The organism is Treponema sp. HNW, assembly GCF_050320395.1.
Classification (GTDB): Bacteria; Spirochaetota; Spirochaetia; order Treponematales; family Treponemataceae; genus Treponema_C.
On record NZ_CP144459.1, the window covers coordinates 71,880 to 87,495 of the forward strand.

Genomic DNA, 15,616 nt, shown 5'->3' on the forward strand with positions numbered 1-15,616 from the left:
CCTTATTGTTACGGTAAACGCACCCGCAGTATGTATTGAAATAATACGCCGATAAAAATACCGGCTCCGATTCCTATTAAATAGTAGTAGAGTTTTTTTACACGGAAATAAAGCATTATGACGACACTGAATATACATGAACTTGCTATAAAGCCGAGCGGTTTAAGCAGCACAAAATACAGGATAAACGAACCGAGTATAACCAGGGCCTTTATCTGTGCAAGCAGCTCTATTTCCACCTTTGAGCAGGGCTTTTTTAAAGCCAGCTTTATACACTCGATTACCAGCAGCAATACCGAAAATACGAACATTATTTGCAAAAGCAGGGCGGGAAAGGTTCGGGCGTTAATGCTTCCTTCTTCGGTAACATTAATTTGTGCCGGCATAAACACAAGCATCGAAACGGAAAAAGCGATAAAAATAAGCGCTCCTGCAATATTGGGATAAACGGTTATTTTTTTGCCTCTCAGTTTGTCGTCGATTTTTTCGAGAAACGAAAAAAAAGTATCTAAAAATTGTATGTTTTGCATGCAGCGTCCATCCATAAAATTTAAAAATGCTCCGGCGGAGAATATCCCCGCCGGATTTTTGTTATCTGTTTGTTAAGACAATGTTTTTTACGGATTCAATATGCTTGTCATATGCCGCTTTGTCCATCGGATCTGCGGTAATCATAAGCGTTTTGTACAGGTCTTTAACTTCAGGTTCTTCCAAAATCTTAAGATAGGCTTCGCGTATTTTTGCAATAATTTTGGGGTCGGTTCCCTTGCGGGCCAACAGACAGCAGGTATTGGGATAGTAGGCTTTTATGCCGTAATCTCCTACACCCTGTACGTCGTATACGTCGTTATGGATGCCGCTCTTGTTAAAACCGCAGATTGCGGTTAATTTTTTTGCTTCAACGGAACCGCGTGCCTGGGACTGATGGCTGATGGCAAATTGGGTTTCTCCCTTTGCGGCCGCATCGAGGGCAAGATTTGCACCGTTGTAGCTTACCAGGGTCATCTGTATGCCGAGTTCTTTGATTAAGGACTTTGCCAAAAAGGCTTCGGCTCCGGCTATGCCGTTTACGGCGATTTTCAGATTTTTTCCCTTACCGTAGGCTTTTAAATCGTCGAGGTTTTTGATACCGAGTTTGCTGTCGGCGGTCATAACAAAGATAGCCGAATACAGGCTGATAACGGGTTCATAATCGTCATATTTAAACTGAATGGCTTGAGCGCCTTCTACGTTCGGTGCAATTGAAAATCCGCCCTCTCCGCCGAAAATCAGGTTGTAGGAGTTGGGTTCGTTTTTCAGATAGTTGGTTAACGCAACGTTGCCCCCTGCGCCCAATTCATTGGTGGCAAGAACGGGAACGCCGAGATACTTTTCGCCGTATGTTGCCATTTTGCGGTTTACCAGGTCCGCAACACCGCCTACCGCCCACGGACAAATAACCGTGATTTCTTTTTTGGGCCAATCCGCCGCATTTGCTTCTTTTGATCCTCCGGCAAAAATTACCTGTACCGCAAGTAAAAGTACAAGTGCCGCCGCCATAAACTTTTTCATAAAGCCTCCTTGTCGCCTATCGACAAAATATAAAGTATAGAAAAAGTATAGGTCGGCTTATGCAAATTGGCAAGACAAATTTTCCGTTTTACGGCAAAAACTTGTATGTTTTAAAGGAATTTTAAAAAAGTTGTCTGGTTGTAGGGAGGCGTTTTATTTGAAAAAAACTCTTTGAACTTTTTGGGCCCACCTGGACTTGAACCAGGGACCTACGGATTATGAGTCCGCAGCTCTGACCAACTGAGCTATGGGCCCGCACGGTATGTACCGTTATCAGGTAAGAAGCAGTGTAACATAAAATAAAGGTGCCCGTCAAGCACCGGCTTATACGCCGAAACAGGTACCGGCCGCCCGGCCGCAGAGGAGGACGCTGTCGTCCATCGGTACCTTTTTTGTTTTGCCCGCGACGGATTTGAGCGGCACGGAAGTCAGCGCTCCCTTTACAAAGGCAACCATTGCGCCGAACTCTCCGCGGGCAAGCATATGGGCGGCTTCAACGCCGAACTGGGTTCCCAAAATTCTGTCATAGGGAGAGGGGGTGCCGCCGCGCTGTAAATAGCCCAAAACGGTTACGCGCGATTCCAATCCCGTGGCCGCTTCAAGCTCATGGGCTACACGGTAGGCGATGGAATGAGGCATGGCTTTACGGCTTTGCTTAAACGTTTTTTTATCCATGTCGACTTCGCTTTCCGAAAGGGCTCCTTCTGCGACAACGACGATGGAAAACGCTTTGCCCGCATCTTTACGTTTTTGCAAGTGTTTTGCTATGCTTTCTATTTTGTAGGGAATTTCGGGAATAAGGATAACGTCTCCTCCTCCTGCGACCCCTGCATAGAGGCCGAGCCAGCCCGCCTTGTGTCCCATCACTTCAATAATCATAATACGGTTGTGACTGTGGGCGGTTGTGTGTAAGCGGTCTATGGCTTCGGTTGCAACGGTTACCGCGGTATCAAAGCCGAATGTAATGTCGGTGCCGGCCAAATCGTTGTCTATTGTTTTAGGAAGGCCTATAACGTTCAGCCCTTCTTCCTGCAAGAGGGCGCCGGTGGAATTCGTACCGTTACCGCCGATAACCACAAGGGCGTCCAAGTCCCATTTTTTATAATGGTATTTAATGCTTTCCACGGCCGTCCTTCCCGTTTCGGGGTCTTTAACGGGGTTTTTAAAGGGTTTTTCGCGGGATGTACCCAAAATGGTGCCTCCGCGTGTTAAAATACCGGAAAAATCTTCGGGTTTTAATTCCCTGCACCGGCCCTGCATAAGACCGCGGTAGCCGTCCTGAATGCCGATTACCTTCATACCGTATTTATCGATTGCGGTACGTGCAACGCCGCGGATAGCCGCATTTAAGCCGGGCGCATCCCCTCCCGATGTTAAAATGCCGAATGTTTTAACCGCCGATTTTTTCATATATTCTTTGTCCGCCTCTCCCTCAGGTTTTTTCAGTATAACAGTCAACCCCCTTTCCCGCAACCGTATTTTATGCTAAAATAAAAAATATATGTATCGAAGTTCAATGCGCCTGTTCGGCACTTTGCTTTTGTGTTTTTACCTGATTCTCCCCGTGCAGCTGTTTGCTCAAGTTCAATCTTCCCCGTCGTTTATACCGTCAGTCCCCCAAATACAGGGGCAGTCCGGTTATCAAAAAAATCCCGCTTACAGTGAAAGCCTTATCGGTACTTCACGGGGTTTGTTTGCGGTTTCATCTCTTGCGGTTATACCTTTGTGGACGGAAGGCTCGGTTGATAAAATCCTGTATGCAAACGGCTGGTTTTTTTTAACGTCGAAGGGGATTTTATTCAGTCCCGATTTGAAAAGTTTTCAACTGAGAAATGAAGGGCTGCCCGTAAATACGATCAAAGAATTCGACGGCATGCAAAAAACCTTTGTGCGGGAAGTCCGTCCCTTAAAGGATTTGGAAATGCTTGCCTCGGACGGAAATGTTTTGGTTACGCTTACAAAAAACGAAGTGTTTATAAGCAAAAATGCGGGGCTCAGCTGGCGCTCTTTGGGCTTCAGTTCCAAAACGAGCGGAGGAAAGGCCGTTGCGGCGGTTATGCTTGAAGAAAAAACACCGGAAGGGACAAAAAAAGAGTTAACCGTTTTGCTTTCGCACGCCTTATACGGCCTTGCATATATACAGCCCGACCGTCCTTCCGCAAAATGGACGGATATAATAAACGGTATTGAAAAGCTTCCGACGCTTCCGTATACGGATGAAATCGCCGATATAAGCGTTTTACCGGTGTTTGACGGGGTCGGAAGCTTCAAAGAAGAGGTTTATTTTTCGCAAACCTTTTTACCGCGGCTGTACCGTTTGGATTGGGAAAATAAGGCGGGAGTTCCGGTTGCTCGGGGAGCGGAGGCTGCCGATACATGGGACGGATTAAGTGCCGCCGGAAAAAACCTTGTGTTTATGAGTACGGACGGCATACGGGTCTTTGATCCTGCACTGCGCTCCTTTGTTCCTAAAAACGGAGGTACGGATAAAATCGTCAAGATTTTGGCCGATATGCGCGAAACCCCTTTGTGTGCGCGCTTTCCGTCCTGGATGACGGGCTTGGGGGTTCCTCTTACGTTGAGCGAGCTGTGGCTTACGCGGCCGGGAAAGATTCAATCCGCGTACCGGGATAAAATTAAAGATAAAAAAAGTCTTTACGTTCCCGCCGGTCAGGTACTGCATCAAGCGGGAATCAATAAATTTTCCGCCGTTATTGAAGCGAATAAGTTGAACAGCCTTGTAATAGATATGAAAGACGATTACGGTCTTTTGCGTTACCGTTCGACCGATCCCCTTGTTCGGGAAATGGGACGTGAAAGCGCCTATGCCTTGGATATAGACGCTTTTATAAAAACATTTAAAGATAAAAACATCTATCTTATTGCACGTATTGTCGTTTTTAAAGACCGAAATCTGTACAGGCAAAATAACGGAGCCTATGCGGTGTGGGACGGTAAAAATAATACACCCTGGATCGGCATTCGGGACTATGAAAAAATCCCTGCGGAAAACGGCGAGGCGGAGAGTACAAAAACGGTTTTTTACGATGAATATTGGGTAGACCCCTATTCGGAAAAGGTGTGGGAATACAACACGGCTGTTGCAAAAGAATTGATACGGCGAGGGTTTGACGAAATTCAATTCGATTACATACGTTTTCCGACGGACGGAAAAAATATCCGCGACACCCGTTACCGCTGGAAGGATCAGGGGATGGATATGGAAAGCGCCCTTATTTCGTTTTTGTCTTATGCGCGCAAAAACATAGATGCGCCCATAGCAATCGATATTTACGGGGCAAACGGATGGTACCGAAGCGGAACCCGTACCGGTCAGGATGCGGAATTGATGGCCCGCTATGTGGATGTTATTTGTCCTATGTTTTATCCGAGCCACTTTGAGCAGGATTTTTTGGCTTACACCCCGATTGTCGAGCGCCCCTACCGTGTGTATTTTTACGGAACTTACCGGAATACGGTTATAGCGCGTTCTCAAGTACTGGTACGCCCCTGGGTGCAGGCTTTTTATTTGAATGTATCCTTTGACAGGCGTTTTTACGATAAAGACTATGTGTTGCGTCAAATTTTCGGCGTGCGGGATGCGGCCGACAGCGGTTATATGTATTGGAATAATTCGGGGCGCTATACCGATTTAAGTCCCGATATCGGAGATGCACAAAACGGAATCGCTTACCCCTGGGAAATGGCGGAACGCGATAAAACCTTGCGAAAACCCGTTTTAGCGGACTTTTTATAGGAATCAGGAGGGGTTAATGTTTTCTCAAGAGATTTATGAACTGGGTTTACAGATTATAAGAACCGTACAAACCGTAAAATCCGAACCCTTAACGTTTTTTATGAAAGCGGTCAGTTTTTTATCCGACCCGAAAGCATATACGCTTTTTTTACCGTTTATCTTTTTATGTGTCGATGAAAAGCGCGGTATGAAGCTGGCGATGAGCGTTTTTTTTGCCGCTTCCGTCAATACGGGCTTAAAAAACATCCTGAAAGTTCCGCGCCCGTATATAAGAGATGCTTCGGTCGGCTTGGATTCGGTTCACGGATATTCAACACCGTCAGGTCATTCTCAATCATCGGCGGCTTTTTGGCCCTATCTTGTATATCTTTTTGCCCGCAGGGGAAAAAACGCCGATACTGCGGGCAGTACAAACACGGAAAAAAACAAACGGCGGCGCGCCCTAAAGCTTTTATGCGCCGTCGGTCTTCCCCTTTTAATCGGCTTTTCGCGCGTTTATTTGGGAGTTCACTATCCTTCGGATGTATTGCTCGGCTGGATTTTGGGATTTTTAATTTCATGCGGCCTTATTTTATTCGATTTCCGCATTGAATCCTTTATACGTACCCTGCCGCGCGGTTTTAAGATTTTGATTCCGGCTCTTATATGCGCCGCCTTAAACGCTTTTTCTCCTGCGGACACCTCAATGAATGCCGCCTTTTTCGGCTTCGGCTTGGCCTATATTTTTTTGAAGCAAACGGGCGGCTTTTGCGCTTCGCGGGGAACGGTAATGCAAAAAATCCTGCGGCTCTGTATAGCGGCTGCCCTCTTTTTCCCTCTCGGCATCGGTTTAAAAGCCGTTTTTCCGGGAAAAGGAAGCGAATATTATCAATTATTTCGCTTTGTGCGCTATCTCCTTCTCGCCTTTTTAGCCGGCTTTATTATTCCCAAACTGTGCATACTCTTAAAATGTGCCCGGCCTTCATCGGAGTGTAAGGCATGAAGCGTTATGCTCCGAACGAAGTGATTGCAGCCATTGCCACCGCCTTGGGGCCTTCTGCCCTTGCGGTTATACGTACATCAGGCGCGGACTGCATAGAGCTGGTAAGCCGTGTTTTTTCGCGCCCGAAAGCTCTTTTACAAGCCGAAGGAAACAGTCTTGTGTACGGCTGGATTCAAAACGGAAGTGAAAAAATCGACGAAGTGATGCTCGGTGTATACCGCGCGCCTAAAAGCTTTACCGGTGAAGACATGGTCGAAATTTTTTGCCACGGCGGAAGTTCTCCCGTCCTTGCCGTATACCGTCTGCTTTTGCAAAAGGGATTTCGCGGCGCCGAAGCCGGAGAATTTACCTTCAGGGCCTTTATAAACGGAAAAACCGATTTAACGCGCGCCGAAGCTGTAAAAGAAATCATCGATTCAAAGACGGAAGCTTCCCGAAGCCGGGCTTGCGGCAGGCTTGCCGGTTCTTTATACGAAGAACTGGAGAGCATAAAAAACGGCGTTCTTTTTGCGCTTTCGGGCTTGGAAGCCGACATTGAATACCCCGAAGACGAAAATGCCGTAGCAGGCGCCTTTAATCCCTCTTCGTTAACCGAGGTGCGGGATAAACTTGTATCTCTTATTTCGTCGTGGGAATGCGAAAAACTGTACCGGGACGGGGTACGCATGGTACTGTGCGGGAGGACAAACGCGGGAAAATCGAGCTTGTTTAACGCCCTTTTAAAAGAAGAGAGGGCTATTGTTTCGGATATTCACGGCACCACCCGCGACTGGCTTGAAAGCTGGCTTTCTTTCGGCGGTATTCCCGTCCGCCTCTTCGATACGGCGGGCTTACGCGAAACCGAAGACATCGTAGAACAGGCGGGCGTCGAGCGTACGATGGATTTATCTTCGGAAGCCGATTTGATTTTATACCTTATCGATGCAAGCGAGGGTGCAAATGCGGAAGACGAACGCACGGTCGAAACATTAAAACGGAGCGGAAAACCCCTCGTTATCGTCCGGAATAAGATTGACAAAGCCGAGGTAAAAGACGGCCTTTTTAAAGATACGGTACAAGTGCGCGTGAGCGCAAAAAGCGGTCAGGGGATAGAAGCCTTAACCGAGGCGGTAAAAAAACTTTTGTTTGCGGGAACCCATACCGAACGCGCTCAGGCGGGTTTCGGCTCTTTTCGGCAAAAGCAAGCGGCCGACGAAGCCTTGGAATCCTTAAATCACGCTATTTCCGTGCCGGACTTGGGACTTTCCCCCGATGCCGCCGTTCAGGATATGGAAGATGCCCTCGCGTTTTTAGGCGAAATCACCGGCGAAATCAGCCCCGACGATATACTGGAAAACATCTTTTCGCGCTTTTGCGTCGGAAAATAAGGACTTGCTCGGAGCTGCCCGAAAGAAACCGCACTTTTAGACAACTCCAAAGGACTTGTACCGAGCTTACTGCTTGGTAAACGAAATATCAGTATTCAAATATAATCGTTTTATGGTTAAAGTATTTCCGCTAATCGTGTAATTATATGAACCGGTCATTGTTCCGGTAAGAGTGATGGTATCGGCCGTACAGCTGAATGTTCCGCTTCCTCCGGAAAAGCCATATGTTCCGCTGTTCTCAGAAGTAAAAGTTAAGATCATGGGATTATAGGCGATATTTGCCTGCCATACTGTCCCCGTAAGGCTTAACGCCGCACCGCCGCCTTTTTCTTTTTTTCCGCCTGCCGCATTCGGACAACCTGTTAATACCAATACTATAGCGAGTACCGTCAGCAATAAGGCGATCACCGACATTTCCATCTTGTGTTTCATAATAAAACTCCTTTTTGCAATGACTTTTTCATTGCACATTATTTTTTTACAGACTGTACGGTGCCGGCGGTTTCGCATCCGTCCCGTTTCGGACGAATCGCACTGACACTGTGCTGCACTCTTTTTATAAAAACGTACACACAAAGAACAACGCTTCCGGGTACGCTTTTTATAAAGCTTGTTGGGAAAAATAAAAATAAGTACAAGATATACGTAGACCTTGTATGTTCAAAATGAGAAAAAATACTGTTAGTGATTATGGTATATAAAGTGTTTGCGGCTATCCGCAGGATATAATTATAGGAGTGCTGAGTGCTGAGTGCTGAGTGCTGAGTGCTGAGTGCTGAGTGCTGAGTGCTGAGTAATTATCGGCACTTTCGTCTCTTTGTCAAGTGTTCTACCGGCACCGTATGAAAAAACTAAAGCTTCTTCGTAAAGAGATTTGCTCATACATTCCCTCCGTTACAAAACTGCAAGTAAAAACATAGCTGCCTTATTTTTATATAATATACCTGAATTATATATATGTGCAAGAGGAGGTCGGGCCGAATTTGAGTTTTTAATATAAATTTTTCCCGAAAACTTTTTTAGTGTGCCGATACTACCTTTGCACTGCCTGAAGTATTTACATCCAAACGCGGCGTTCCCGTATAAGTAAGCGAACCGCTGCCGCTTATCCGTGCATTCAGCGTTTTTTCCGCATGGACTTGGGCAGAACCCGAACCGGAAATATGCATATCGACATTATCCGCTTTAAAATCGAAGGCCCTTATTTTACCCGAGCCGGAAATCGATGCGGAAAAATCTTCCGTTTTTCCCTTCAACGTAAAGCTGCTCGAACCCGATGCTTTTACGGTTAAACTTTTTACCGAAATATCCGCATTTACCGTTCCCGACCCGGAAACATGTACGGATACATCGCGGGTAATGTCATTAAAGCCGCGGATATCCGTGCGTACCGAACCCGACCCTCTGAAGGCCGTTAAAGAGGGCATTGTAACGGTAACCCTGCTTCGGGTACTGCGGATATTGATACCCCTTTCCGTTTCTATATGTAAGGTTTTATCCGACACATAGACGTCAAGATAATCGAATAAATTGTCGTCAATATCGATTTCAACGTTGAACTTTTCGCCCTGACGGATTTCCGCTTCCCATTTACCGCCCAAAGATACGGAGGTAAAATCTTTTAGCGAAAAAGTTTTTGTTTGAATGCGGCCGTTACCCCTTACAAGAGGCGGCGACATACAGCCTGCCGTAACCGCTGTAAACAGTATACACATGACGGCGCAGGCAAAAAATGCGCTTTTTTTTATATATGACGGTTTTTTCATATCTGCTGTCCTCCTGATCTATACACCATTACATAACATGGGGCGGTAATTGTTATGAAAAGCTCTTGCATTCTCAGCAAAAACTCTGAATTTTACATTTGAGAGATAGGGCAATTATTGAGTCTTGCCCAGCGTATTACGTTATTCAGTCTTGATTGATAACCTTTTCCGGCTTTTTTGAGCCATTCAAGATTATCATTATCAATTTTTGTATGTATATCGGTCTTCGGCATTTTTAAAGAGTTAAAATAATAAAACCCGCCGTTCGTGTTCGGTGCGCTCGGAGGTATATCCGAAAAGTCTATTTCGGTATCGGGCATTTTATCCAGTTTTTCAAGCGTCGCCCGTTGTTCGTCTGTCAGCGGGGGAAAATCAATAACCTTGTATTCTCTTTGCATTTTCTTCTCGACATTTTTATAGTATATCACATATGTACATAAGTCAAGCAAGCTTTTTTCCCCTTCCATAAATACCTTGTTTTCCTTATAATAGGTCCGTTATGAAAACGTCACAAACCATGATTTCAACCCTCAGAGAGGTTCCGTCGGAAGCGGTTATTGTAAGCCATCGGCTTATGCTCCGTGCGGGTTTAATACGCAAATTGGGCAACGGCTTGTTTGCCTATCTTCCCGTAGGACTGCGCTGTTTCCGCAAAGTCGAACAGATTGTACGGGAAGAAATGAACCGCATAGGCGGACTTGAATGTAAGCCTTCCGTTATCGTGCCGGGTGAATTATGGCGTATGTCGGGCCGCTGGGATACGATGGGAGCGGGCTTGCTGCGGGCCAAAAACCGCTTGGATCAGGAATTGGTGGTAAGTCCCACCGCTGAAGAAGCTTTTACCGCAATTGTAAAAGACGAGCTTTCTTCATATAAACAGCTTCCCTTAGTGCTTTATCAAATCAATACAAAATACCGCGACGAAATCCGCCCCCGCTACGGCGTTATGCGCGGCCGCGAATTTACGATGAAAGACGCGTATTCCTTCCACGCCGACCAAAAAAGCCTTGACGATGTATACAACGATTTTGCCGTAGCCTACCGGCGCATTTTTAAGCGGCTGGGCTTAACCGTTATTCCCGTGCGAGCCGATTCGGGCGCGATGGGCGGAACCGGCTCTGAAGAATTTATGGTCGAAAGCGAAGTCGGCGACGATACGCTGATTTTATGCCCTTCCTGCGGCTATGCGGCAAACACCGAAAAAGCTTCGTGTACGCCCGACCCGGTGTGCAATAAAGACGGAACGCCCCGCACGGCAACGGAAAAAAACGTAGTCGAAACCGAAACGCCTAACGTTAAAACCATAGAAGAATTAACGGCCTTTTTAAAAACGGGGAGCGAACACTTTATAAAAACCCTCATTTATCGGGCGGACAATGCCGAACTCGATATGTCCAAAGCTCCGGGAAACCAAAAGGGTAAAAGCTTTTTTGTTGCCGTTTGTATACGCGGCGATTTGGACGTAAACGAAGCAAAACTTGCCGCCGCCTTAAAAGCCGGAAGCGTCGAACTTGCCGCAAACGGCGATGTGGAACGCATTACCCAAGCTCCCGTAGGCTTTGCAGGCCCGGTCGGCCTTAATACCGTTCCCGTTATCGCCGACGACAGCGTTATGCTTATGCACGATGCGGTTACCGGCGGCTTAAAAACCGACATTCACTTATGCCATGTAGAGCCCGGCCGCGATTTTAAACCCTTTATGCAGCTCGATGTGCGTACCGTCGTCGCGGGAGACCTCTGTCCCGCCTGTAAGGCAAAACTTTACAGCAAAAAGGGCAACGAACTCGGTCATATTTTTAAGCTCGGCGATAAATACAGTGTATCGATGAATGCCGTCTATTTGGACGAAACCGGCAAACAGCAGTTCCCTCTTATGGGCTGTTACGGTATCGGTATCGACCGCGCCCTTGCTTCGATTATCGAAGAACATCACGACGATAACGGTATCGTGTGGCCCATGACAGCCGCGCCCTATCACATTGCCCTTGTTCCCGTGCAGTACGACGGCGAAATGAAAAAAACGGCCGACCTTTTGTACGAAAAACTGCAAAATGCGGGCTTGGAAGTACTTTTGGACGACAGAAACGAACGTCCCGGCGTAAAGTTTAAAGATATGGATTTGTTGGGCATTCCCTTACAGATTGTTATCGGAAGTAAAAATCTGCCTAAGGTTGAATTTAAACGGCGCGATACGGGAGAAACCGTCCTTTTAAGCCCCGAAGAAGCCGCAGAAAAAGCGTGCGAAACCGTTAAATCGGCGCTTGCGGAATTGAACGATTGTTCGGGCATCCGCTTATGAAACGTAGACCGATAAAACAGAGGCTTTTTGCAGCGGTTTTTACGCTGTGTACCGCACTTTGCCTTTCTTCCCTCTATGCCCTTCCCGGCGTTAAGGATTTTTTGCCCACCGAATCCGGTCAATATGTTTATTACCGCGATTCGACCTTTACACAGCCCGTATACGTCGGCTTTTTGCAGTACGACGAGGGTAATTATGCTATGCGCTATTACGCTCCCGAAGCCCAAAGCGGTTCTAAAGAAATAACGCTTTTTTTTACCCTCGATACCGAAAAAGACTATGTAAACATGACCGGCGAAAAAATCGAACAGGTTTTACAGCCCGAAGATACTCCGACGGTAAATTATCTGCACGATTTATTTTACGAGTTCAGCGCCCACAGAAAAAAAATCGCCCCCGAAAAACTTGCCGGAAAGTCGGCCATTCCGAATAAGGCGGAACAAAACGCCGAAATCCGTATTTTCGGCGGCGAAACGCTTATCGTATACGATTATCTTATACCGCTGTTTAACATACGCGAAATTCGTACACGGAATAAAAAAACGCTTTTTACCGCCGTTACTGCCGGACAGCTTGTAAGCGCCGAGGATAAATCCTTTTTTAATTTTAAGGGATTTCCGCAAGACAAAAAAGAACAGGCATTCACCCTGTCGGCAGCCGATACGATTTCCGCAAAAATAAAAGGTAAAAACACCCCGCCTTCAACCGCTGAAACCGAACAAATGGACGGCGAATATAAAGCCTTAGCCGATAACCTCGGTTTTTGGGGAAGTGATGCCCTTATGTATACCGATTTTGTAAAAAGTCCCGCCGATTTTTTTAAAGACAAAACATATACGCTGATTCATCTTTTGGCACGAAATCTTTTTTTCGCTTCGGAGGGAACTTATACGGAGGCCGAACGGCAAAGCATAGCCGAATCCGAAGGATTGTTTATCCTCGTAAACAGATCATATGACAGTCAAACCCGCCGATTTTACGTAAATATCAAAACCGTAAAACAAACGGAAGCCGACCAATGCGCGGTAACAAGCTTTTCTTCAAGTATCGATTATTACAATGCACACAGCGCCTATTTTATTCACAAAATCGTAGAAACCGCAAAAAATTTATAGAAAACCGGCTTTCAGCCGGCTAAACGGCGCTTATTTAAAATTATACCGGGCAAGCGGGGTGCCTATCCACACGCCTTCGCCGCCCAGGTATTCGTTTTTTTGCCCTTCAATTAAAAACTGTACGTTTTCTATTGTTCCGAAGGCGGTAGCCGTGTAGACAACCTGCATAAGCTGGCCCAAATAGCCGTCCACACCGTATTTATTAAAAGCGAATTCCTGACTGAAATTGATAAAAGCCGTTTTATTTTGTACGCTTGCCGACAAAAGCCGTGTTCCCTGCGGAATAAGGGAAATATAACCCTTTTCAAGTTCGGGAATGCCGGGGCCTTCAAGAAGGGCGGTAAGGGCCGCCGTGAGCGGGGTGTTCGTTTTGGGAACGGCCCGGTTTACTTCTTTACGCTCGACAATGCCGTCGCCGTTTATGACAATAAAGCACAGATATTGATTCATTTTTGCAGCGGCAGGGGCCGGCTTTGTTTCGGGAACGCTTTTTTCGCTTTGCTTTTGCTCTTTCGGTTTTACGGAATCTTCCGCTCCTGCTTGAGGCGTGCTGACCGTTTCTTCCCGAGCTTTCGGCAACGGAGAGGTTTCGGCAGGTTTTGTTTCGGTCTTTGGAAGGGCCGTTTCATCGGGCTTCGATTCGGTTTGTTCGGCAGACGAGCCGCCTTTTTTTACCGAACCGGATTTTTTTCCCAATATAATAACTTCTTCCTGTTCGGTATCCGTGTCTTTTTCTTTTTCGGGCGGCTCAAAGCGGCTTATAAATTCGGGCTCTTTGCCGAATACGTGTTCAAAAAAGGCCGTTTCTTTTAAGACCGACATAATGTCGTCCTGCTTTATTAAAAAGGCAATCAATAGTCCTAAAAACGCGGCAATCCAAACGGCCGCCTGAATACCCGTATATTTTTTGCCCGAAGACTCTTTCATATCTGTGAGTATAGTGGAAGCATATATTTTTGTACAGAGCGGTACAACGACCATTTGACAGTCCCTTCAATGCCTGTTATATTTTACTGATGAATACGTTTCAGGGGATTTCGGCTTCGGGAGGCATCGCAAAAGGAAAAGCCTTCGTCCTCCCCGTTTATACACGCAAAAGTATAGAGAAAATCCCCCTTGAGCCGGGTACTGCTGCATCCGATTGGGAGCGCTTTGAAAAAGCCCGGCAAAAAACCCTCGAATATTTTCAATCCCTCATCGACCAAACAAACAGCCGCCAAGCCGCCATCTTTCAAACCTATGTACTTATGCTTTCCGACCCCGATTTTTTGGGTCAGCTTAAAAAAGAACACGCCGAGCAGTCCGTGTGCGCAGAGTGGATTGTCGAAAACAAGGCAAAAGAATATGCCGATATGCTGCGTTCCTCGGGCGACAGCTATCTTATTGAGCGCGCCGAAGATATTTTGGACGTGTACGGTAAGGTTATCGATAACCTTATGGGCGACGTTCAGGTTTCCTGCGAATCCGTTCCCGAAGGAGCGATTCTTGCCGCCCGTTTTTTAAGCCCCTCGGATGCCGTTTTTTTATCCAAAAGAAAATTGACGGCGGTTATTTTAGACAAGGGAGCGGCAAACAGTCATTTGGCTATTTTGGCGCGCACCTACGGCATTCCCCTTGTGTTCGGCATTCACGACATAGAAAGCCTTATCCGTACCGAAGACGTCCTGATTGTTGACGGCTCAAACGGCATGATTTTTGTAAATCCCGACGAAAAAACTTCGGCGGAGTACGATAAAAAAATTGCGGGAGAAGCTGCGGAACGCGAAAAACTCGCCGCTTTTTCGGCTAAGGCTGCCCGAACAAAGGACGGCATTGCCGTAAAAATCTACGCAAACATAGGTTCCGCCGAGGAAGCACGATTAGCCCTTGAAGAAGGAGCGGACGGTATCGGTTTGTTCCGCACGGAATTCCTTTTTATGCAGTCGGGCCTTATAAGCGAAGAGCGCCAATTTGAAGAATACCGCAGCGTCCTCGAAATTATGAAAGACAAGCCGGTGGTTATCCGAACACTCGATGCGGGAGGCGATAAAATCGTCGATATTCCCGGCGTTTCGTTTGAAGAAGAAAAAAATCCCCTTCTCGGCTGCAGGGCAATCCGCCTGTGCCTTAAAATGCCGGATATATTTAAAACCCAGTTTCGCGCCCTTTTTCGCGCAAGCGTTTACGGTTCTTTAAAAATCATGCTGCCCCTTATTACCGATATCGAACAGGTACGCGAGGCAAAGGCCCTGATTGAAGAAGTAAAAGCCGAACTCAAAGCCGAACATATTCCCTTTAAAGAGGACGTTCCTGTCGGCATTATGATAGAAACGCCGGCCGCCGCAATTATGGCCGACGAATTGGCAAAGGAAGCGGCCTTTTTTTCAATCGGCTCAAACGACCTTACCCAATACGGCCTGTGCGTAGACCGCGAAAACGCCCAAACCGCAGGCCTCTTTAACGAACTGCACCCTGCCATAAGGCGCCTTATTGTGCAAACGGCAAAGGCCGCACAAAAAGAGGAGATTCCTCTTTCCGTATGCGGCGAAATGGCTGCGGATAAGGCGCGTATGCTTGTTTTAATGTCGGCGGGAATCAATTCATTCAGTGTCTCACCTAAAAAAATCGCTTCGCTAAAAGAATGCCTTTCGCATTTTACGGCGGAGCAGATAGAGGCGCTTAAGGACTGGACCGAATCGCCGATGGATGCGCATTCCTTACAGGAAAAATTGAATGCGTTTTTAAGCGGCACTCATTTAAACGGTGCTCAATAGAAGCAAAGCCGCATAACGGAGAACAC

At 46.8% G+C, this 15,616-nt stretch carries 13 protein-coding genes and 1 tRNA gene; 6 read left to right on the plus strand and 8 right to left on the minus strand.

Annotated features, from left to right (window positions below):
* Positions 1-8: 8 nt before the first annotated feature.
* The 4 genes from V1L52_RS00345 to V1L52_RS00360 form a co-directional block, all read right to left on the minus strand.
* Positions 9-545, minus strand: a complete 537-nt coding sequence (locus V1L52_RS00345; RefSeq protein ID WP_428770308.1) for a tripartite tricarboxylate transporter TctB family protein — start codon at positions 543-545, stop codon at positions 9-11.
* 46 nt (positions 546-591) lie between these two features.
* A complete protein-coding gene (locus V1L52_RS00350; protein ID WP_428770309.1) occupies positions 592-1,551 on the minus strand; it encodes a tripartite tricarboxylate transporter substrate-binding protein in 960 nt (319 codons plus the stop codon).
* A 181-nt stretch (positions 1,552-1,732) separates the two neighbouring features.
* Positions 1,733-1,806, minus strand: a tRNA-Ile gene (locus V1L52_RS00355).
* A gap of 69 nt (positions 1,807-1,875) precedes the next feature.
* Positions 1,876-2,961: a 6-phosphofructokinase gene (locus V1L52_RS00360; RefSeq protein WP_428770310.1), complete on the minus strand. Its 1,086-nt coding sequence runs from the start codon at positions 2,959-2,961 to the stop codon at positions 1,876-1,878.
* Positions 2,962-3,052: 91 nt separating this feature from the next.
* Between V1L52_RS00360 and V1L52_RS00365 the strand changes: the two genes are divergently transcribed.
* The 3 genes from V1L52_RS00365 to mnmE are packed head-to-tail and all read left to right on the plus strand — an operon-like array spanning position 3,053 to position 7,657.
* Complete coding sequence (locus V1L52_RS00365) at positions 3,053-5,308, plus strand: putative glycoside hydrolase (RefSeq protein WP_428770311.1); 2,256 nt, start codon at positions 3,053-3,055, stop codon at positions 5,306-5,308.
* Between the two features lie 16 nt (positions 5,309-5,324).
* Positions 5,325-6,290 carry a phosphatase PAP2 family protein gene (locus tag V1L52_RS00370; protein ID WP_428770312.1) on the plus strand — a complete coding sequence of 322 codons (966 nt, stop codon included), beginning with the start codon at positions 5,325-5,327 and terminating at the stop codon, positions 6,288-6,290.
* Entirely contained in the window at positions 6,287-7,657 is a 1,371-nt protein-coding gene (mnmE, locus tag V1L52_RS00375; RefSeq protein WP_428770313.1) for a tRNA uridine-5-carboxymethylaminomethyl(34) synthesis GTPase MnmE, read from the plus strand. The genes V1L52_RS00370 and mnmE overlap by 4 nt, the downstream gene beginning before the upstream one ends.
* Positions 7,658-7,723: 66 nt before the next feature.
* On the opposite strand, the gene V1L52_RS00380 is transcribed toward mnmE, so the two are convergent.
* The 3 genes from V1L52_RS00380 to V1L52_RS00390 all read right to left on the minus strand — a co-directional run bounded on the left by V1L52_RS00380 (position 7,724) and on the right by V1L52_RS00390 (position 9,890).
* Positions 7,724-8,089: a hypothetical protein gene (locus V1L52_RS00380; protein WP_428770314.1), complete on the minus strand. Its 366-nt coding sequence runs from the start codon at positions 8,087-8,089 to the stop codon at positions 7,724-7,726.
* 587 nt (positions 8,090-8,676) lie between these two features.
* Positions 8,677-9,423: a head GIN domain-containing protein gene (locus tag V1L52_RS00385; protein ID WP_428770315.1), complete on the minus strand. Its 747-nt coding sequence runs from the start codon at positions 9,421-9,423 to the stop codon at positions 8,677-8,679.
* Between the two features lie 92 nt (positions 9,424-9,515).
* Positions 9,516-9,890, minus strand: coding sequence for a BrnA antitoxin family protein (locus tag V1L52_RS00390; RefSeq protein ID WP_428770316.1), 375 nt, complete (start codon positions 9,888-9,890; stop codon positions 9,516-9,518).
* Positions 9,891-9,922: 32 nt separating this feature from the next.
* On the opposite strand from V1L52_RS00390, the gene V1L52_RS00395 reads away from it, so the two are divergent.
* A complete protein-coding gene (locus V1L52_RS00395) occupies positions 9,923-11,722 on the plus strand; it encodes a proline--tRNA ligase (protein WP_428770317.1) in 1,800 nt (599 codons plus the stop codon).
* Positions 11,719-12,837, plus strand: a complete 1,119-nt coding sequence (locus V1L52_RS00400) for a hypothetical protein (RefSeq protein ID WP_428770318.1) — start codon at positions 11,719-11,721, stop codon at positions 12,835-12,837. Before V1L52_RS00395 ends, V1L52_RS00400 begins: the two co-directional genes overlap by 4 nt.
* A gap of 30 nt (positions 12,838-12,867) precedes the next feature.
* Here V1L52_RS00400 and V1L52_RS00405 read toward each other — a convergent pair whose 3' ends face one another.
* A complete protein-coding gene (locus tag V1L52_RS00405; protein ID WP_428770319.1) occupies positions 12,868-13,764 on the minus strand; it encodes a GerMN domain-containing protein in 897 nt (298 codons plus the stop codon).
* 89 nt (positions 13,765-13,853) lie between these two features.
* On the opposite strand from V1L52_RS00405, the gene ptsP reads away from it, so the two are divergent.
* Positions 13,854-15,590: a phosphoenolpyruvate--protein phosphotransferase gene (gene ptsP / locus V1L52_RS00410; protein ID WP_428770320.1), complete on the plus strand. Its 1,737-nt coding sequence runs from the start codon at positions 13,854-13,856 to the stop codon at positions 15,588-15,590.
* The last annotated feature ends 26 nt before the right edge of the window (positions 15,591-15,616 follow it).